This window comes from Flavobacterium sp. MAHUQ-57, from assembly GCF_051908335.1.
Lineage (GTDB): Bacteria > Bacteroidota > Bacteroidia > Flavobacteriales > Flavobacteriaceae > Flavobacterium.
Genome location: NZ_JBPZTE010000006.1, coordinates 939,750 through 957,742 on the forward strand (window position 1 = coordinate 939,750; position 17,993 = coordinate 957,742).

General features: G+C 36.9%; 21 protein-coding genes. 8 read left to right on the top strand and 13 right to left on the bottom strand.

Annotation, left to right across the window (positions count from 1 at the left end; all coding sequences use genetic code 11):
• Positions 1-74 precede the first annotated feature (74 nt).
• Positions 75-872 carry a hypothetical protein gene (locus ACS8MM_RS04715; RefSeq protein WP_379713592.1) on the bottom strand — a complete coding sequence of 266 codons (798 nt, stop codon included), beginning with the start codon at positions 870-872 and terminating at the stop codon, positions 75-77.
• 410 nt (positions 873-1,282) lie between these two features.
• Between ACS8MM_RS04715 and yidD the strand changes: the two genes are divergently transcribed.
• The gene (gene yidD, locus ACS8MM_RS04720; protein WP_379713594.1) at positions 1,283-1,507 is read left to right on the top strand and encodes a membrane protein insertion efficiency factor YidD; all 225 of its coding nucleotides are present in this window, start codon (positions 1,283-1,285) and stop codon (positions 1,505-1,507) included.
• Between the two features lie 84 nt (positions 1,508-1,591).
• A complete protein-coding gene (gene lgt, locus ACS8MM_RS04725; protein WP_379713596.1) occupies positions 1,592-2,533 on the top strand; it encodes a prolipoprotein diacylglyceryl transferase in 942 nt (313 codons plus the stop codon).
• A gap of 66 nt (positions 2,534-2,599) precedes the next feature.
• Here the strand turns inward: lgt and ACS8MM_RS04730 are convergent, their stop codons facing one another.
• The 7 genes from ACS8MM_RS04730 to rsfS all read right to left on the bottom strand — a co-directional run bounded on the left by ACS8MM_RS04730 (position 2,600) and on the right by rsfS (position 8,207).
• The gene (locus tag ACS8MM_RS04730; RefSeq protein ID WP_379713598.1) at positions 2,600-3,466 is read right to left on the bottom strand and encodes a superoxide dismutase; all 867 of its coding nucleotides are present in this window, start codon (positions 3,464-3,466) and stop codon (positions 2,600-2,602) included.
• On the bottom strand, positions 3,463-3,735 hold the full coding sequence (locus ACS8MM_RS04735) for an acyl-CoA-binding protein (RefSeq protein WP_379713600.1): 273 nt from the start codon (positions 3,733-3,735) through the stop codon (positions 3,463-3,465). The genes ACS8MM_RS04730 and ACS8MM_RS04735 overlap by 4 nt, the downstream gene beginning before the upstream one ends.
• A 3-nt stretch (positions 3,736-3,738) precedes the next feature.
• Complete coding sequence (locus tag ACS8MM_RS04740; RefSeq protein WP_379713602.1) at positions 3,739-4,389, bottom strand: phosphatidylserine decarboxylase family protein; 651 nt, start codon at positions 4,387-4,389, stop codon at positions 3,739-3,741.
• Positions 4,379-5,182: a phosphatidate cytidylyltransferase gene (locus ACS8MM_RS04745; protein ID WP_379713604.1), complete on the bottom strand. Its 804-nt coding sequence runs from the start codon at positions 5,180-5,182 to the stop codon at positions 4,379-4,381. Before ACS8MM_RS04745 ends, ACS8MM_RS04740 begins: the two co-directional genes overlap by 11 nt.
• A gap of 1 nt (position 5,183) precedes the next feature.
• Positions 5,184-5,789 carry an LUD domain-containing protein gene (locus tag ACS8MM_RS04750; RefSeq protein WP_379713606.1) on the bottom strand — a complete coding sequence of 202 codons (606 nt, stop codon included), beginning with the start codon at positions 5,787-5,789 and terminating at the stop codon, positions 5,184-5,186.
• 117 nt (positions 5,790-5,906) lie between these two features.
• On the bottom strand, positions 5,907-7,823 hold the full coding sequence (gene ftsH, locus ACS8MM_RS04755) for an ATP-dependent zinc metalloprotease FtsH (protein ID WP_379713608.1): 1,917 nt from the start codon (positions 7,821-7,823) through the stop codon (positions 5,907-5,909).
• 12 nt (positions 7,824-7,835) lie between these two features.
• Entirely contained in the window at positions 7,836-8,207 is a 372-nt protein-coding gene (gene rsfS, locus ACS8MM_RS04760; protein ID WP_379713610.1) for a ribosome silencing factor, read from the bottom strand.
• Between the two features lie 101 nt (positions 8,208-8,308).
• Here rsfS and ACS8MM_RS04765 point away from each other — a divergent pair, with 101 nt between their 5' ends.
• Positions 8,309-9,040 (top strand): biotin--[acetyl-CoA-carboxylase] ligase, encoded by a 732-nt coding sequence (locus ACS8MM_RS04765; protein WP_379713612.1) that lies wholly within the window; start codon positions 8,309-8,311, stop codon positions 9,038-9,040.
• A 53-nt stretch (positions 9,041-9,093) separates the two neighbouring features.
• Here ACS8MM_RS04765 and ACS8MM_RS04770 read toward each other — a convergent pair whose 3' ends face one another.
• Together ACS8MM_RS04770 and pyrE are read right to left on the bottom strand one after the other, a co-directional pair.
• Positions 9,094-9,486, bottom strand: coding sequence for an SRPBCC family protein (locus ACS8MM_RS04770; protein ID WP_379713614.1), 393 nt, complete (start codon positions 9,484-9,486; stop codon positions 9,094-9,096).
• Positions 9,487-9,575: 89 nt separating this feature from the next.
• Positions 9,576-10,223, bottom strand: coding sequence for an orotate phosphoribosyltransferase (pyrE, locus tag ACS8MM_RS04775; RefSeq protein WP_379713616.1), 648 nt, complete (start codon positions 10,221-10,223; stop codon positions 9,576-9,578).
• Positions 10,224-10,230: 7 nt separating this feature from the next.
• Between pyrE and ACS8MM_RS04780 the strand changes: the two genes are divergently transcribed.
• Positions 10,231-10,839: an NUDIX hydrolase gene (locus ACS8MM_RS04780; protein WP_379713618.1), complete on the top strand. Its 609-nt coding sequence runs from the start codon at positions 10,231-10,233 to the stop codon at positions 10,837-10,839.
• A 7-nt stretch (positions 10,840-10,846) separates the two neighbouring features.
• Here ACS8MM_RS04780 and ACS8MM_RS04785 read toward each other — a convergent pair whose 3' ends face one another.
• Genes ACS8MM_RS04785 through ACS8MM_RS04795 form a run of 3 tightly spaced genes read right to left on the bottom strand, consistent with a single transcriptional unit; the run spans position 10,847 to position 14,052 of the window.
• Positions 10,847-12,565 (bottom strand): M14 family metallopeptidase, encoded by a 1,719-nt coding sequence (locus ACS8MM_RS04785; protein WP_379713620.1) that lies wholly within the window; start codon positions 12,563-12,565, stop codon positions 10,847-10,849.
• A 53-nt stretch (positions 12,566-12,618) separates the two neighbouring features.
• A complete protein-coding gene (coaD, locus tag ACS8MM_RS04790) occupies positions 12,619-13,074 on the bottom strand; it encodes a pantetheine-phosphate adenylyltransferase (RefSeq protein ID WP_379713622.1) in 456 nt (151 codons plus the stop codon).
• Between the two features lie 3 nt (positions 13,075-13,077).
• Complete coding sequence (locus tag ACS8MM_RS04795) at positions 13,078-14,052, bottom strand: D-alanine--D-alanine ligase (RefSeq protein WP_379713624.1); 975 nt, start codon at positions 14,050-14,052, stop codon at positions 13,078-13,080.
• 200 nt (positions 14,053-14,252) lie between these two features.
• Between ACS8MM_RS04795 and ACS8MM_RS04800 the strand changes: the two genes are divergently transcribed.
• From ACS8MM_RS04800 to ACS8MM_RS04815, 4 genes are all read left to right on the top strand, one after another.
• A complete protein-coding gene (locus tag ACS8MM_RS04800; RefSeq protein WP_379713626.1) occupies positions 14,253-14,864 on the top strand; it encodes a PASTA domain-containing protein in 612 nt (203 codons plus the stop codon).
• Between the two features lie 2 nt (positions 14,865-14,866).
• Positions 14,867-15,913: an RluA family pseudouridine synthase gene (locus ACS8MM_RS04805; RefSeq protein ID WP_379713628.1), complete on the top strand. Its 1,047-nt coding sequence runs from the start codon at positions 14,867-14,869 to the stop codon at positions 15,911-15,913.
• Positions 15,914-15,918: 5 nt separating this feature from the next.
• The gene (locus ACS8MM_RS04810; RefSeq protein WP_379713630.1) at positions 15,919-16,872 is read left to right on the top strand and encodes a DUF3667 domain-containing protein; all 954 of its coding nucleotides are present in this window, start codon (positions 15,919-15,921) and stop codon (positions 16,870-16,872) included.
• A gap of 61 nt (positions 16,873-16,933) precedes the next feature.
• Complete coding sequence (locus tag ACS8MM_RS04815; RefSeq protein ID WP_379713632.1) at positions 16,934-17,974, top strand: M28 family metallopeptidase; 1,041 nt, start codon at positions 16,934-16,936, stop codon at positions 17,972-17,974.
• The last annotated feature ends 19 nt before the right edge of the window (positions 17,975-17,993 follow it).

A 17,993-nucleotide genomic window follows, 5' to 3' on the forward strand; every position in this document is an offset into this window, starting at 1 on the left:
GAAACCCGCTTAATGGCGGGTTTTTTATTACATATCCGGTTATTGTATAGAACTGATTATTCCTTAGCAAATCATCACAACACTTCCAACACAGATAAAACATTGCTTTTTTCACTATGCAGCCTATAGGTGGTTTCATTCATCTCCTGGAAAAACGAAATAGCCAACACACTAAACAACATACCGCTCCCATCAGGCAGGCTTTCGGGGGTTAGAAATAAATTGATGGGTGTAGACCGTTTTGGAACGGTAACCGGTAAACTATAAGTGACTGTATATTCACGGCTCGCAAAATCTACATCTAGAACAGCTAACAAAAAAACAGCATGGGTCGCTCCTTTCGGGAAACGCAATTGCTTGTCCGGAGTAAAATCAGGAATGCGTAATATCCCTGCTTGACGGTCCAATTGCCAGTTACTTTGCAACACCTCACCCAAACGCGCATGGCTATTAAAATCAAAACCGCTGATAAGCGCTTTCCCTTGATCTGTTTTCAAACCTTCCGATACTTTTCGTAAACCACGCGGGGAATTGGTATCCATATCTTTGATCCGACTCATAACACCTAACATTCTTCCGGCCAATTGGGTGTCTTTGGCTTTAATCAATAAAGGAGCCAATGCATTGCGTACCAACTTTCCTGCACTGCTGCACTGCCCAAATTCAGTATTGTTCTCTCGTGTACGCTCAAATTTCGGGGAATGAGCAATGCGTTGCTTCCTGTGAAGGTCTTTACGCCGCACAAAACGCTCTCCTCCCATCTTGTAAAAAACCAAATCACCTAACTGCCCTTCTACCTGTAGTATCCCTTTTGCTTTAGCCATTGTTTTCTTGTTTCGAAATGAAATGTAAGATTTTACTCCAAATTTCAAGCCAATCTTTATTACCAATGCCGTTTTGGTCGCTTTTTGCCGTTTTTTGTCACTTTTTGCCGAAAATAGACATGAAATAGTGCTCAATTCTTGGAAAAGACGAATCAAAAAGCCCCATATATAAGGCATCCCCAATAGTTCATCCATAGTTTATCCATAGTAAAGTGCTATATAAGTAGTATATAAGTGTACTATAACTAGTATATAAGTGTAGTGTAAGTATACTCTGAGTATAGTGGAAGACGAAATTACAATGGGATTCAAATACGCCTTATAGACTTATGCGCTTTTAGCACTGAATAAAAAAGAGGGAAAACAGAACCATTTATTTTAATCCTAAAAAAGTGCACGGTAAGTTATGTCGGAATCTATATTTTTCTCAACTTAGCATCAAATCAATTTCATATCCAATGCTGAAAAAAATTTTAGTATTCCCTCTTATATTCTTAGTCCGGTTTTATCAATACATACTATCTCCGCTTATGCCAGCTGCCTGCCGGTACCAACCCACCTGCTCTAGCTATATGATTGAGGCTTTGAAAAAACACGGCCCTTTTTACGGTTTATTTTTAGGGTTGAAAAGAATTGGAAGATGTCACCCTTGGGGAGGAAGCGGTTACGACCCAGTCCCATAAAAAAACAGCCATAAAACCGTACAAAAAAAATCTTGCTTAGTCCTTTTTTAAATACTATTTTTGAATCAATCGATATAAAAAACTATGACTCACTTTTTATCCTTTGTTTGGAATCCTTCGGAAGGAATACAAATAGGCTCTTTTACCCTTCGTTTTTACAGTTTAATGTTTGTTATTGCTTTTGCATTAGGCTGGTATTTAATGGCACCCATCTTCAAACGTGAAGAAGAACCTCAAGAAAAACTAGATTCTCTATTTGTATACATGGTGGTTTCCATATTATTGGGAGCTCGTTTAGGACATGTAATTTTTTACCAACCTGAATTGTTTACAACCGATCCGTTAAGTGTCTTTTTACCTTTTCATTTTGTTCCGGAATTTAAATTTTCAGGCTTCCAGGGATTAGCCAGTCATGGTGCGGCAATAGCAGTAATCATTGCCATGTATTTATACAAAACACGTATTTTAAAACGTTCTTATTTATGGATTTTAGACCGAATTGTTATTCCGGTTGCTTCAGGCGCCATATTTGTTCGTTTAGGTAACTTTTTCAATTCCGAAATTTACGGGCCGGTAACTTCAGGAGATCACTTCTATGCAGTAAAATTTGTTCGTGAAACTGAATTTTGGGAAGATCAAAGTCCAAATTTTATCACAAAAACCAACGATATAGATAAAGCGTATGATCTGATTCAGAATGATCCCCGCTTCATAGATACCTTAAATGCGATTCCTTTCAGACATCCAGCTCAAATGTATGAGGCTGTGGGTTATGTTTTTGTATTTGCTCTTTTAATGTTCATGTATTGGAAAACCGATGCACGCAAGAAAACTGGCTTACTATTTGGAACTTTCTTAGTTACTTTGTTCTCTATCCGCATTTTAGTAGAATCAGTAAAAGAAAGCCAAGGCGGATTTGAAGAAATGAAAATGTTCAATTTACTTACCACCGGACAATGGTTAAGTATCCCATTTGTAATTGTAGGCATCTATTTAATCTTCAAAGCCAAAAAAGAAACCGTATAACATAAAACATCATAAGACAAAAAAAGAGCTCCAATTGGAGCTCTTTTTTTATTTATATCTTTTGTTTTATTCTTCAACTGGTTTTGGTTTTTCAACCGGAACCGTTTCGGTAGTTGTAGGAGTCACTGTTTCCGTTGCTACTGGTTCTTGATATACCGGTGCAGATGATTTTGCAAATGCGCCGTAACGCTGTTCTACTTTATCCCAATTTACAACACTAAAAAAAGTATTGGCATACTCTCTTTTTTTGTTTTGAAATTTCAAATAGTAGGCATGTTCCCAAACATCTAAATTCAATAAAGGCACTCCTACTATTCCTAACCCTTTCATTTGCGGCGCATCATTATTGGGTGTAGTGATGATGCGTAAACGGCCGTACTTGTCCGATAACAACCAAGTCCATCCGGAACCATTCAACTTAACAGAAGTCTCTGAAAACTGACGTACAAATTCTTCAAAAGAACCAAAATCACGATTGATAGCTTCTAGCAAATCCCCTTCCGGTTCTCCACCTGCTTTTGGCGCAATACCTTCAAAGAAAAAATTATGATTGTAAACCGCACCAGCATTGTTACGGACTTCAGCATCTGAAAAATTGAGATTCTTTAAAATCGGTTCCAATTCCAATACCTCATACTTCGTACCTACAACTACTTTATTTAAAGCGTTCACATAAGGAAGCAAATGCTTTGAATAATGCAATTCTGTAGTTGTTGCATCAAAATAAGGCTCTAAGGCTTTGTAATCAAATGGTAATTCAAACAATTGAAAAGCTCCTTCATTTGCTTTTAAATCGCTTGGCTTACCTCCTTTTTGCTCTACTGCAACTATTGGAGTTGCCGGTACATCTACAACTTCTACTAGAGTATCTTTCTTACATGAAAAAATCGTAGAAGCTAATAAAGGAAAAATAACTAATTGTTTCTTATTCATTTTTTTCGAGTGATTTCCTCAATTAAATCTATATAAGCTTGTTTTGCTTCGTCTTCAGACAAATGACTAACTTGCATCCATGCATTCAACTTAAAAGCATCGACAACATCATGTGTAGAGTAATTGATACTTCCGATATTTCCGAAAGCCGCTTGCTTATAAAAAGCGTACAAACGAAGCATAATATCTTGTGGAAGCGAATCTTGCTCCATATTAGAAGCTATTTCAAAAGCTTCTTTAAATTGACTATCTAAATCTTTTTCAGACATAAATTATGCAAGTGCAATGATCGTTTGATTACCAACTGCCTTCTCTTGTAATTTCACATTTACTTTAGTACCGATTGGCAAATAAATATCTACTCTTGAACCGAACTTGATAAATCCTGCATCAGTTCCTTGAACTACATTCGTGCCTTCTTCAGCATAATTGACAATGCGTTTTGCTAATGCACCCGCAATTTGACGATACATGATTTCACCAAAGACTTTATTTTCAATCACTACTGTTGTTCTTTCATTTTCGGTACTCGCTTTCGGATGCCAGGCCACAAGGTATTTCCCAGGATGATATTTACTGTATTTCACCAATCCCGAAACTGCATAACGAGTTACGTGTACATTTATTGGCGACATAAAGATGGAAACCTGTAGTCTTTTATCCTTGAAATATTCCGGCTCAAAAACTTCCTCAATTACAACCACTTTACCATCCACTGGCGCAACGATTTGATTATCATTTGCCGCTATGGTACGGTTTGGATTTCTGAAGAACTGCAAGATCATAATAAAGAAAAAAAGTAGCACCAGATGTAAAGCCAAACGCAACCATGATACTTCTACTAATTTATCTACCAATAACAATCCCACAACAAAACTGATTGTGGCAATCAAGATGATTTTATAACCTTCTTTATGAAACATATTCTAAAATTTTAAATAATAAAAAAACAAATGGAGCTACAAATATAATACTATCCAATCTATCGTATATACCTCCGTGACCCGGCATAATATTTCCACTATCTTTAACATTGGCCAAACGTTTGAACTTCGATTCCACTAAATCTCCTATGGTCCCAAAAACACTAACAATGATTGCAATTCCAATCCAAATAAAAAAGGAAAAAGAGGTTACATAATACTGACTGATAATTATTCCTGCCACAATGGCAAAAAACATTCCGCCTGCAAAACCTTCAATTGTTTTTTTGGGCGATATTCTCTCGAATAGCTTATGCTTTCCTAAAGATTTCCCTACAACATAGGCAAATGTATCGTTTGTCCAAATCAATATAAAGATACCAATAATTATTGAAGGTATGAAATAACCTCCTACAACAGGTAATTTTGTTATACAAATAAATGAAAATACAATATATCCCATCAATGTTGCCCACTTAGACTGGCCAAATGGTTTTTGGTTTTTAGAAAAAAGCCAAAAAGTCAATAAAACCATCGTCATCACAGCGATAAGAACCAATGCTAAATCAATCCATTGCGGGGAAGAAAAAACTGAAAAATTAATAAAAATAATTGCAGAAGCAAGTATAGCTAATACTTTGGGTAATTTGACAAGACCAGTAAATTCATTCACGGTTTGTAACATGAATAAACCGAAGAGGATTAAAAAAGATTCTCTTGAAAAAAGGGTAGCTGATATTAATAGTACAATATAAACTAAACCGGATAATGAACGTATTACAGTTTCATTCATTTTACAGATCCTCAAGTAGTAAAAGGTATAAATTCTTTGGAGAACTTCCGTAATGCAAAAAGTCTTCTTCTTTGGTTTCCTCGAAATATTTTATGCTAGTAATGTTGGTTGGATAATCTGTAGTATAGCGTTTTTTAATTTCTCTCAATCCATCACTTTTGCCCAATACGATTTGACTGGTTGAAGCAACTACAATGATGTTTAATGGTAATTCTGCTACCTTTTTTTGTTTGATTTGAGAAGAAGAAAACATAATCGAACCTTCTTCCGCCACTAAGCTTTCACAACAAGTAAGAAGAAATTTTGGATTGGTTGCATTTTGATACGAGATATTATTATCCTCCAGCATCTTGAACAAACGTGGTTCGATGCATAATGCTTCAGACTCAAACCAATCATTCTCTTCCATGATATTTTCAAATTGTTCATTGAGCTCGGCAATATTTTCACAGTACAAAAACTTTCCACCGTTCTTCTTAAAATTATGAGTGAACTGCTCATCCACTGGAAGTTGCGCGTTTACATCTTGAAAAGGATTATAATCGTTATCATTTGCTTCACTGGAAGCGTCACTGCTAGTGCCAAATATTTTTCTGAAAATACTCATCTATTGCTTTAAAATGTGCGAACTCTTTGATTCATCAATCAAAGATAAAAAAATCTTAACCTAATTTTCCGATTAGATTAAGATTTTTACTGTTTTTATTAACGAAGTTTTTAACAATTATTCTCCGAAAATTTCTTTTTCGAAAGGTCTTTTGCCAAATATGTTTTCTAAATCGTCTTTGAAAATCACTTCTTTCTCGATTAAAATATCCGCAAGTTGCTCTAACTTACCTCTATTTTCCTGCAGAAGCTTGATAGCTCTTTGGTATTGTGCTTCAATAATTAGTGATATTTCTTGATCAATAGTACGTGCAGTTTCTTCAGAATACGGTTTTGAGAAATTGTAATCTGTTTGCCCTGATGAATCGTAATAGGTAATATTTCCTAATTTTTCATTCAAACCATACACGGTAACCATGGCTCTTGCTTGTTTGGTTACTTTCTCCAAATCACTCAAAGCACCTGTAGATATATTGTCAAAAATTACCTTTTCAGCAGCACGACCACCCATGGTTGCACACATTTCATCCAACATTTGATTAGGACGTACTATTTGACGCTCTTCTGGCAAATACCAAGCAGCTCCCAAACTTTGCCCACGAGGCACAATAGTCACTTTTACAAGTGGTGCAGCATGTTCCAACATCCAACTTACCGTCGCATGTCCTGCTTCGTGAATTGCGATTGCTCTTTTTTCCTCTGGAGTGATTATTTTATTTTTCTTTTCTAAACCTCCTACAATACGGTCAACAGCATCAAGGAAATCTTGTTTATCTACAGCAACCTTATTATTTCTAGCTGCAATTAATGCTGCTTCGTTACAAACATTGGCAATATCTGCTCCTGAAAAACCAGGTGTTTGTTTAGCCAAAAAGTCAGTATCTAAGTTTTCTACTTTTTTAAGCGGTGCCAAATGCACTTCGAAAATTTCTTTACGTTCGCGAATATCCGGCAAATCAACATAGATCTGTCTGTCAAAACGACCGGCACGCATCAATGCTTTATCCAATACATCCGCTCTGTTTGTAGCTGCCAAGACAATTACACTGGTATCGGTTCCGAAACCATCCATTTCGGTCAGTAATTGATTCAATGTATTTTCACGCTCATCATTAGAACCTGAGAAATTATTCTTTCCACGGGCACGTCCCACCGCATCAATCTCGTCAATAAAGATAATGGCAGGTGATTTTTCTTTCGCTTGTTTGAATAAGTCACGAACACGAGATGCTCCTACCCCAACAAACATTTCTACGAAATCAGAACCTGACAAAGAAAAGAAAGGCACTTGTGCTTCTCCAGCAACAGCTTTCGCTAGTAACGTTTTACCTGTTCCCGGAGGACCAACTAATAAAGCACCTTTAGGTATTTTTCCTCCTAAATCAGTATATTTTTTTGGATTTTTAAGAAACTCAACGATTTCTTGAATCTCTTCTTTAGCCCCTTCTAGACCAGCTACGTCTTTAAATGTAGTTTTTACATCGTTCTTTTCATCGAAAAGCTTCGCTCTTGACTTTCCAATGCTAAAAATCTGACCACCGCCACCTCCGGCACCACCACCAGACATACGACGCATCATGAAAAACCAGAAACCAATTAAAATAATTATGGGTAGAAAATTAAACAGTACGTCTGCAAAATCACTTGACGTCTTGTAATCGTAACTTGCTAATTTTCTTCCTTTTTGAGCATCTTCCAATCTTTTTTGAAAAATTTCATCATTACCAATTTCCAAGGTATAGTGTGGTCCCGAATTCGTTTTTCCTAACCAATTATTTTTGGGTAATTTTTCATGACCTTTTAGAGCTAAAGCTCCAGGTTTTAGAAAAACTTCTGCCGATTTTTTATTATAAACAACGACTTTATCTACCTGTCCGGCATCCAAAAACTCGTTGAATTTAGAAATGGTTGTTTTAGAAGGTTCAACCCAACGAGATTGTCCTGAAATCCATATAGCAAAAAAGATGACTCCTATAATGCCATAAATCCACCATGGATTAGGTTTAAAATTATTTTGCTTTGTTTCTTTTGACATAGCTATTTTTGATTAATATTTGTTTTCAATTGTTGTGATTTTCGCATCACCCCAAAGACTTTCTATGTTATAGTATTCCCTAATATGCTTTTGAAAAACATGAACCACAATATGAACGTAGTCCATTAATACCCATTCGCCATTGTCAGTTCCTTCTACATGCCATGGTTTGTCTTTAAGTTCTTTTGAAACTACTTTCTGAATTGAATTAACGATTGCATTCACTTGTGTGTTGGAGTTACCATTACAAATTACAAAATAATCGCAAACCGTATTCTCTAATTCTCTTAAATCAAGAATATCTATATCATTTCCTTTTACGTCTTCAATTCCCTTAATGATATTTGCTAATAAAATATCATTGTTTACATCTTTTTTCGCCATTTAATTCTTATAAATATTTTGCACAAAGTTATTGATTTTTGTCTTTATTTTGAAGACAAAATGCAAATGTGCTTTCTTGACAAAGTTCCAAAATTTGACACATGAAATTAATCAAACTCGATGCCATAGATTCAACCAATGATTTTTTAAAAGGACTGTCACAAGATCAAGCCCTAGAAAACTTCACTGTTGTCACTGCCAAATCACAGACAAAAGGAAAAGGACAACATGGCGCTACATGGCACACAGAGACTAATAAAAACCTAACAACCAGTATCTTAATCAAAAATACTTTAAGTAACATTGAAGGTATTTTTGCCCTTAATATTTCGGTAGCTTTAGGAATAACCAAGGCATTAAAAAAGTTTAAAATTCCTTCAATTTCAATCAAATGGCCTAACGACATAATGGCAGACAATAAAAAAATTGCTGGCATATTGATTGAAAATTTGATTAAAAGTAACGGTTCAATTGAATCAATTGTTGGGATTGGATTGAATGTCAATCAAACTAATTTCGATAATTTACCCAAAGCTTCCTCGTTAAAAAACATCACAAACACTGAATTTGACCTCGATGAAATTTTAGAAACCATCGTAATGGAAATTCAACTTCAAATCAATTGTATTGGTCAAAATCAATCCAAACAGCTTTGGGAACAGTATGAAGAAAATTTATTCAAGAAAGGAGTCCCCATGGCGTTTGAAGAAGCATCAGGCGGCAAATTTATGGGAATCATCCGAGGTGTTACTCCAACCGGAAAACTCGTCGTACAAGTAGAAGATGATTCGTTTCGTGAGTTTGGAATAAAGGAAGTGCAATTATTATTTTAAAAAAGAAAACCCAAGCAAATACTTGGGTTTTCTTTAAATCTTTATGAGCTGACTTACAGCTTTGTCATGTTTTGTGCCAACGTTTCGATGAATTTAGTAATTGGATTTTTGATCATCATCGCCATCATTGCATTGAATTCGCCATCAAAAAACAATTGTACACCTGTTGTATCTGCACCTTCTTCAGTTAAGTTAGCAGTTAACGTAAATGGTAATTTACTTGAAGCTGCCCCTAATACAATTTTAGAGTTTGGAGTCGATTCTTTTTTTACCAATTTTATTTCAGGCATACCTTTCAAACCAAATTCGAAACAATTTTCGTCGATTACTTCAAATTTAGCGATGTTATCTGGCATTAACTTTTCGAAGTTTTTTACTTGCGATAATTCGTTGAACAAGTATTCAGCTGATTTTGAAACCGATACTTTTGGGCTTTCTAAATTCATTCTTTTGTAAGATTATTTAATTGAAAGACATAAAGAAAGACTTTACATCTTATAAAAATGTTTTTAATTCCTATAGTGTTTTACAAAAACTATACCTCAACACTCCATTCCGAAGGATTTTTACGCCATTCTTTTAACGTATCCTGTTCTGCTTCGGTGATGTATTCTTTGGCAACCGCTAAATCCAATAAATTATCGTAATTACTCAACGTGAATAAATCTACATTGGCATTTTTAAAATTATCTACTGCCACCTGGAATCCATAGGAAAAAATGGCAGCCATACCTTTTACGTTTGCCCCTTCATTGCGTAAAGCTTCTACAGCTAAAAGACTACTGTTTCCGGTACTGATCAAATCTTCCACTACCACGACATTTTGCCCTCTTTGCAAAAAACCTTCCACTTGGTTCATACGGCCGTGTTTTTTGGGTTCCGGACGTACATACACGAACGGTAAACCTAAATCTTCGGCAACCAAAACACCAATTCCAATGGCGCCTGTCGCCACTCCGGCAATAACATCCGGCTTCCCGAATTGTTTTTCAATATTCTTTGCAAACTCGTCTCTGATATAATTTCTTATGGCAGGAAACGACAAAATTACCCTGTTATCACAGTAGATTGGGGATTTCCAACCTGAAGCCCATGTAAAAGGATTTTTAGAATTCAATTTAATTGCATTTATTTGTAAAAGCAATTCGGCAGTTTTACTAGCTGTATCTTTATTAAAAATCATACTGCAAATGTATAAAGTTTTTGTAAACGACAAACCTCTTTTCTTGACAAATCAGATTGTCAAAGAGACTGATTTTAAGTTTTTTTTACTTGAAAGCATTGATATTGAACAGCTTATTGTAAGCTACTTCCAGAATAAAATCAATAAAGCCTATTTGTACCATCCTGACGAAAAGGAAATTATTAAAAAATTAAAGGAGAAAATCCCTGTTAACAAAGCTGGTGGAGGATTAGTTTATAACAAAAAAGGGGAAGTTTTATTCATTTTGCGCAACGGAAAATGGGATTTACCAAAAGGTGGATTGAACAAATCGGAAGAAATTGAAGACGCTGCCATTCGTGAAGTGGAAGAAGAAACCGGTGTAAACCAACTTAAAATCACCAACAAACTGCAGAAAACGTACCATATTTTTAAACGAAACGGTAAGTACAAACTCAAAATCACACAATGGTTTGAGATGCATACCGACTTTGACGGAACTACGGTTGGTCAAGCTGAAGAAGGCATCGAACAAGTTGCTTGGCTAAATCCGACACAAATAGAAGACGCTTTGAAGAATTCGTACGAAAACATCAAATTACTTTTCGAAGAAGAAAAAAAACTACAACGTTCCTAAACCGCACTTATTTTTCTACCCTATATACCGGATATTGCAGATGTGCTTTTTCATAGTACACTGAATTTTTATGCACCCAATCCAGTTGCATTTCTGGACTTTTGGCAAAAGTACTATCCGTTTTCAATTTTTCATCGAACTGTTGTTTAAGAATCGGGGTTTCCTGAAGGATTTTTACTGCCAAATCTTCAAATAAATAATCGGAGTAGCCTTCTTTTTGTTGTAGAATCGTATCGAAGAAATTCCAATTGAAGAACGAATCTGTCATTTCTGGCTCAAGTGCTTCTATAAGGTATTTTATTGCTTTTTGGTGCGTCGGGATGATATAATCTCCTTTCTCGAAACATACTTTTTCCGATACTTTCACCACTGATGTATTGCGATGTGGGTAATGTCCTTCGTAGGCTTGCGTAGCTGTCGTATAATTGGCAATGCGGTAACTTCCCACTTCTAGTATAGTATCTTTTTTTAAGAGCGAATACTCGCAACCGTTTTCTTTCAACAACGCAATCACGTTCCACCATGATTTTGGAACGATATACGCTTCAGGAATTATGACACTCTTTGTTGCCTTATAATGCGAATAGAAATCGATTGGCTTGTCGAAAGGTTGACTTCTGTCGTAAAACAATCGGTTGCCCGTAGTTACCTCACTTTTTTTGATTATTCCTTCGTAACCTAAAAAACGACGTTTGACCATTTTGGAAGAATCGATAGTCCACGAATAAGGATAGACACTTTTCGGTTGGAATAAATTCGCATTTGCTTTTCGAGCCTCTTTAATCGACTTTCCGTTCGAATCGGCATAATGAATTACACTCGATAGGAATTCATAAGTTGCTTTTACCCTTTTGTCATAGTCTTTCCACATATGCGTTTCCACCACATAACCAATAACATTGAACAGCGAAGTACATCCTGTGGTATATCTTGGTGAATCATTAAACTGCACAAACCCTTTGTCCGGAGTACCGCTCCATACGTTTACATACGGAGTACTTTCAATACCTTTTGCTTTCAAATCGGCTTCCAATGCCGGTGTGATTTGTTGTGTCATGAAATTGTCCAGCTCCTTCCCTATTTTTGACGGCTCTGTTTGAATAAACGTTAACGTATACTGGTAATCGGCACCATTGCTTACATGATTGTCGATAAAGATATCCGGATTGACTTTATGAATTATTTCCACCAAACCTTTTGTATTCTTCGTATCCGACTTCATCATGTCACGGTTCAGGTCATAGTTTCTTGCATTTCCTCTAAAACCGTATTCTTCCGGGCCGTTTTGATTGGTTCTCCATGTTGAATTTCTATTCAGATATCCTCCAATATTGTAAACCGGAATGGTTACAACAATAGTATTTTTAGGCACTTTAACTTTAGCAGTGGCCAAATCTCGGAACAACATCATCGAAGCATCAACACCATCGGGTTCGCCGGCATGAATCGAATTGACAATTAGCACCACCGTTTTCTCCTTGTTGTTGTAATCCAATTTTCCATCGGCACTGTAAGTAACCATATGCAATGGGTTACCACTGTCTTCGATGGCCATCTTTTGCATTTTGATTGTACCAAAATCCTTATCCAGCAATTGATAGAATGAAATGACCTCCTTATAAGTGGCGGACTGATTTCCGTTTCCTTTTTCGAAGAAGGTTAGGTATTTGGATTGACTGTAAGTAAGAGACGACAGAAGAAAAAAGAAGGCTAGGATTTTATTCATGGGTTCAAAAGAAAAGGCAAGGAAACTCCCTGCCTTATGATTGTCTGTAGTTATTATTTCACTTCCACTGCGGGTGGCACCAATACTTTGTAGTTTCCGCCGTTGCGAATTACATCACGAACAATACTTGAACTGATATAAGATGTATCTGCAGCGGTCAATAAAAATATGGTTTCGATTTTTGACAAACGGCGGTTGGTATGTGCGATAGCCTTTTCGAATTCGAAATCGGCGGGATTGCGCAAACCGCGGAGAATAAAATCGGCTTCGAATTTTTTACACAAATCGATGGTTAAACCTTCATAGGTAATCACAGAAACCGAATCTTCTCTTTTGAAAGTTTCTTCGATGAAGCGTTTGCGTTCCTCTAACGGGAACATGTATTTCTTTTCCGCATTGACACCAATTGCAATAATAATTTCATCGAATAGCGGAATACTTCTATTGATGATATCGACATGTCCTAAAGTAATAGGATCGAACGATCCCGGGAATATGGCTCTGCGCATAAACTATTTATTTAATGCTAATTCAATCGCGTTAGTAAACAAATCCTGAAGTGAGATACCGGCTTCTTTGGCTTGTTGCGGAATCAGACTCTCGTTGGTTAATCCCGGAATGGTATTCATTTCAAGCATGTACGGTTCTCCGTTGACTAAAATGTATTCGCTACGGGAGAAACCACTCATTTTTAATACTTCGTAGGCTTTTTTGGCCACTTCACGAACACGCGCTTCCACTTCCGGGGTTAATCGTGCCGGCGTAATTTCCTGTGATTTACCTAAATATTTGGCTTCATAATCGAAGAAATCATTATCCGAAACGATTTCGGTAATTGGCAATACGATAACTTCCCCTTTATAATTGATTACCCCTACTGATACTTCGGTACCGTCTAGGAAACTTTCGATAATAATTTCATTGTCCTCTTTATACGCATTTTCCACTGCGGTTAAGAAATCTTCTTTATGATGTACTTTGGAAATTCCGAAGCTGGATCCCGATTTGTTCGGTTTCACGAAACAAGGCAATCCGACACGTTCGATAATCGCCTCTACATCGATGGCATCGCCTAAATTCAAATAATACGACGTTGCCGTTTTAATTCCGTACGGTTTTAGAACCGATAACAAATCCCTTTTATTGAATGTTAGCGCCGCTTGATAGTAATCGCAAGACGTTTGTTTGATATTGAGCAATTCGAAATACGCCTGCATTAATCCGTCTTCACCCGGCGTACCGTGAATGGCATTAAAAACAGCATCGAAGGTAATTTTCTGACCGTTTACCACAACTGAGAAGTCATTTCTATCGATTGGAAATTCGGTTTCATTATCGTCTACGTATACCCATTTTTCTTTGAAGATATGGATACGGTAGCCTTTGTATTGAGTTGGATCGAGATTTTGGTAGACAACGTTTCCGCTTTTAAGTGAAATTTGGTACTCGCTAGAGTAACCTCCCATAATGATGGCGATATTCTTCATATATATTATTTTGGATTGTAGGATAGCCCTGATGGAAGCGGCATCCTTTTTTTGCTTTCCTATAAGGCAAAAAAAGATATAGCGTACAGCAGGATTAGCTCCTAATAAACAAAATTATCATTTTTTTGAATGAATTGGCTTTCGCATTTTATATTTTTTACATAAAAATTTATGTAAGTTTGCAGTAAATCACTTAATCTATGAGTTGGAAACGATTTCTCCTTAGTTTTACTTTTTTCAAGCAAGTAGCCCTTGCGTTACTTATTGTTGTAGCTTGTTTATTTCTATTCATGTATTGGATAGGATTTACAACGAATCATGGGCAGGAAATTACTGTTCCCAATTTAAGCAAATTGACTTTAGAGCAAGCGGAAGAAAAATTGGATGAGTTGGATTTGGATTATGAATTATTGGATACGGTAGATTACAATGCTACATTTCCTGAGTTGACGATTGTACAACAAGATCCACGTCCGGGTACCAAAGTGAAGGAAAACCGTGTTATTTATGTAAAGATTAATGCATCGGGTTATGCCAAAGTACGTTTACCAGATTTGGTACAAAAGACGTACCGTCAGGCTGTACCGACATTAAAAGCGTTAGGTTTGGAAGTGGGTGACACCAGCTATGTTCCGAATTTAGCCAAAGACATGGTATTAGAGATGAAAATAAACGGTTCGCCAGTGAGAGCCGGTCAACAGGTAACCAAAACCACCAAAGTTGATTTGGTTTTGGGAGATGGTAAAGTAGGTTTTGACGAAGAAGAATTGGAAGACACTCCGCAAACGGATTCCATTGTTGCTGAAGAATAAGAATGAATCAAGAAATTTTTGAAAACGAAGAGCTGGACGACGAATTGTACGAACATCACAAGTTCATTTCGCCTAAAGGTCAGTCGATATTACGAGTAGATAAGTTTTTAATGCAACTTATCGAGAATGCTACGCGCAATAAAATACAACAGGCAGCGGAAAGAGGCAATATCTTTGCCAATGGCGTTGCTGTAAAATCCAATTACAAAGTCAAGCCGTTTGATGAGATCAAGGTAATGCTATCGCATCCACCGTTTGAGAATCATATTATACCGGAAAACATTCCGTTGAACATTGTGTACGAAGACGATGCCCTATTGGTGATCAATAAGCCTGTAGGTTTGGTGGTTCATCCGGGACATGGCAATTACACGGGTACATTGGTGAATGCTTTGGCCTTTCATTTTGACAATTTACCGATGAACAGCAGTGAGCGACCAGGCTTGGTGCATCGTATTGACAAAAACACTTCCGGGTTGTTGGTGATTGCCAAGACCGAGACTGCGATGACGCATTTGGCGAAGCAATTTGAAGAAAAAACCACCGAAAGAGAATACGTTGCGATTGTTTGGGGTAATGTGAAAGAAGACGAAGGTACTATTGAAGGCAACTTAGCCCGTCACGCGACCGATCGTATGCAGATGGCGGTATATAAAGATCCGGAGATTGGCAAACCTGCGATTACCCATTACAAAGTATTGGAACGATTTGGTTATATCACTGTGGTATCTTGTATTTTGGAGACAGGCCGCACCCATCAGATTAGAGCCCACATGAAACATATTGGTCACCCCTTATTTAATGATGAGCGTTATGGTGGTCATTTGATATTGAAAGGAACAACGTTTACCAAATACAAACAATTTGTAGAGAATTGTTTCAAAATTTTACCAAGACAAGCATTACATGCCAAGACCTTAGGGTTTGAGCATCCGGTTACGAAGGAATATATGCGTTTTGATACCGAAATTCCGAAAGACATGACCGAGTGTATTGAGAAATGGCGTGTGTATTCAAAATCACATATTTTCAATCAAGAAGAAGAGTAATAGTTATGGGAAAACATTCACTTCGTACCGATAAAACCTGCTTGAACTGCCATCATGTAGTCGAAAACAGATTCTGCCCCAACTGTGGACAAGAAAACAAAGAGACGAAGGAATCCTTTCACTATTTATTCACGCACACCATTGAAGATTTAGTACACTACGACAGTGGTTTTTGGAAAACCATCAAATACTTGTTGTTTTATCCAGGTCGGTTGAGCAGAGAATACATTGCTGGTCGACGCAAAATGTTTGTACAACCGGTAAAGCTGTATATTTTCATCAGTTTCATTACCTTCTTTTTATTGTCGATTTTCACTACGATCAATCAACATTCTGGAACGCCGATTGCGGTGGTGGATAAAGAAAAAGCAAGTATAGAAAAGGAGAATATCCGCTTTTCGACTGAGAAGAAAAATACCATACAGATTGACACGACCAATATTGACTCCAATTTAGGTGAGTTGAAAGGCAGTTTTGGGGAATGGCTCAATGAAAGAGCCCGTTTTGTTGCTCTGCATGCCAAAGACAAAGATTTTGTGAAGCAATTTTATAAGAATCTATTCAATACTATTCCGAAAGCCTTGTTCTTGTATATGCCACTATTTGCATTTGTGTTGTGGTTGTTTCATAACAAAAAGAAATGGTTCTATTTTGACAGTGGCATTTTTACCATCCATTATTTTTCGATGATTTTATTGTCCTTTACCATTAATCAAGTACTCACCGAGCTCCTGTATTGGTTGTTTGGAGAAGCCAATGTAGCTACTTTGACAGGATTCATGGCCTTTGGATTGATGGTTTGGTGGTTGTTTTATTTCTTCCGTTCGCATCGTTTGTTTTTTCAGGAAAACCGATGGGTATCCCGATTGAAAGGAATCTTTATTTTTTCCATTAATTTAGTGCTGTTGCTAGCCCTTATCGTGTCGTTGCTAGCCTACAGTGCATTAAATGTTAATTAATCCTAATTTTTTTGATAATCTTTATCAATTTGGTTAAATTCGTTTAACAATTACTCATTTTATGAAAAACAGCATTTTAGTTTTGGCTGCGGCTACGTTTACGTTTACCAGCTGTACCAGTCAAAAGTCTACTTCCACCTCTTTCAAGCCGGAAGCAAAAGAAGACATTACCAAGTACATGAATACCATTACGGCTGAGGATTTAAAGACACATCTTTACATTGTAGCTTCTGATGAAATGCAAGGAAGAAACACCGGAGAAGAAGGTCAGAAGAAAGCCGGAAGATACCTTATCGACCAATATACTAAGAACGGGATTTCGTTTCCTACCGGAGCTTCGGATTTTTACCAACCGATACCCTCTTCCTATTTTCAAAAAGCATTCAGTCCTAAATTAGGTGATTCTGAAAACATTTGGGCTTTCATAGAAGGTTCTGAAAAGCCGGATGAAATTTTGGTGATTTCTGCGCATTATGATCACGTGGGTATGAAGAATGGTGAGATTTATAATGGTGCCGATGATGACGGATCTGGAACAGTTGCTTTGTTAGAAATTGCGCAAGCCTTTCAACAAGCGAAGAAAGAAGGAAAAGGGCCGAAACGTTCGATTTTATTTTTGCATGTAACTGGTGAAGAGCATGGTTTGCATGGTTCACGTTTTTATACTGAAAATCCGTTATTCCCTTTGGCTAAAACCATTACCGACATCAACATAGATATGATTGGTCGTCGTGATGCACTACACAAAGACAGTAACAATTATGTGTATGTTATTGGTTCGGATTATTTATCGAGTGACCTTTACAACATCACAGAAGAAGCGAACAAACATTTTGTAAATTTACAATTGGATTACAAATACAATGATCGTAATGACCCGAACCGTTTTTACTACCGTTCTGACCATTACAACTTTGCGAAACACAATATCCCTTCGGTGTTCTTCTTTAACGGAACACATGAAGATTACCACCAGCCGGGTGACGAACCGAACAAGATCGAGTACGATGCTTTGGCAAAAAGAACACAGCTCGCCTTTACGGTTGCATGGGAATTGGCCAATCGTAATGACCGACCTGTGGTTGACAAATCAGGTAAATAAACGCAAAACTCCGACTTTC

What these genes read in the sequence shown, in the direction of transcription:
- yidD (WP_379713594.1), top strand. Translation starts at nt 1,283, where the DNA reads ATGCTGAAAAAAATTTTAGTATTCCCTCTTATATTCTTAGTCCGGTTT.
- lgt (WP_379713596.1), top strand. Translation starts at nt 1,592, where the DNA reads ATGACTCACTTTTTATCCTTTGTTTGGAATCCTTCGGAAGGAATACAA.
- ACS8MM_RS04730 (WP_379713598.1), bottom strand. Translation starts at nt 3,466, where the DNA reads ATGAATAAGAAACAATTAGTTATTTTTCCTTTATTAGCTTCTACGATT.
- ACS8MM_RS04735 (WP_379713600.1), bottom strand. Translation starts at nt 3,735, where the DNA reads ATGTCTGAAAAAGATTTAGATAGTCAATTTAAAGAAGCTTTTGAAATA.
- ACS8MM_RS04740 (WP_379713602.1), bottom strand. Translation starts at nt 4,389, where the DNA reads ATGTTTCATAAAGAAGGTTATAAAATCATCTTGATTGCCACAATCAGT.
- ACS8MM_RS04745 (WP_379713604.1), bottom strand. Translation starts at nt 5,182, where the DNA reads ATGAATGAAACTGTAATACGTTCATTATCCGGTTTAGTTTATATTGTA.
- ACS8MM_RS04750 (WP_379713606.1), bottom strand. Translation starts at nt 5,789, where the DNA reads ATGAGTATTTTCAGAAAAATATTTGGCACTAGCAGTGACGCTTCCAGT.
- ftsH (WP_379713608.1), bottom strand. Translation starts at nt 7,823, where the DNA reads ATGTCAAAAGAAACAAAGCAAAATAATTTTAAACCTAATCCATGGTGG.
- rsfS (WP_379713610.1), bottom strand. Translation starts at nt 8,207, where the DNA reads ATGGCGAAAAAAGATGTAAACAATGATATTTTATTAGCAAATATCATT.
- ACS8MM_RS04765 (WP_379713612.1), top strand. Translation starts at nt 8,309, where the DNA reads ATGAAATTAATCAAACTCGATGCCATAGATTCAACCAATGATTTTTTA.
- ACS8MM_RS04770 (WP_379713614.1), bottom strand. Translation starts at nt 9,486, where the DNA reads ATGAATTTAGAAAGCCCAAAAGTATCGGTTTCAAAATCAGCTGAATAC.
- pyrE (WP_379713616.1), bottom strand. Translation starts at nt 10,223, where the DNA reads ATGATTTTTAATAAAGATACAGCTAGTAAAACTGCCGAATTGCTTTTA.
- ACS8MM_RS04780 (WP_379713618.1), top strand. Translation starts at nt 10,231, where the DNA reads ATGTATAAAGTTTTTGTAAACGACAAACCTCTTTTCTTGACAAATCAG.
- ACS8MM_RS04785 (WP_379713620.1), bottom strand. Translation starts at nt 12,565, where the DNA reads ATGAATAAAATCCTAGCCTTCTTTTTTCTTCTGTCGTCTCTTACTTAC.
- coaD (WP_379713622.1), bottom strand. Translation starts at nt 13,074, where the DNA reads ATGCGCAGAGCCATATTCCCGGGATCGTTCGATCCTATTACTTTAGGA.
- ACS8MM_RS04795 (WP_379713624.1), bottom strand. Translation starts at nt 14,052, where the DNA reads ATGAAGAATATCGCCATCATTATGGGAGGTTACTCTAGCGAGTACCAA.
- ACS8MM_RS04800 (WP_379713626.1), top strand. Translation starts at nt 14,253, where the DNA reads ATGAGTTGGAAACGATTTCTCCTTAGTTTTACTTTTTTCAAGCAAGTA.
- ACS8MM_RS04805 (WP_379713628.1), top strand. Translation starts at nt 14,867, where the DNA reads ATGAATCAAGAAATTTTTGAAAACGAAGAGCTGGACGACGAATTGTAC.
- ACS8MM_RS04810 (WP_379713630.1), top strand. Translation starts at nt 15,919, where the DNA reads ATGGGAAAACATTCACTTCGTACCGATAAAACCTGCTTGAACTGCCAT.
- ACS8MM_RS04815 (WP_379713632.1), top strand. Translation starts at nt 16,934, where the DNA reads ATGAAAAACAGCATTTTAGTTTTGGCTGCGGCTACGTTTACGTTTACC.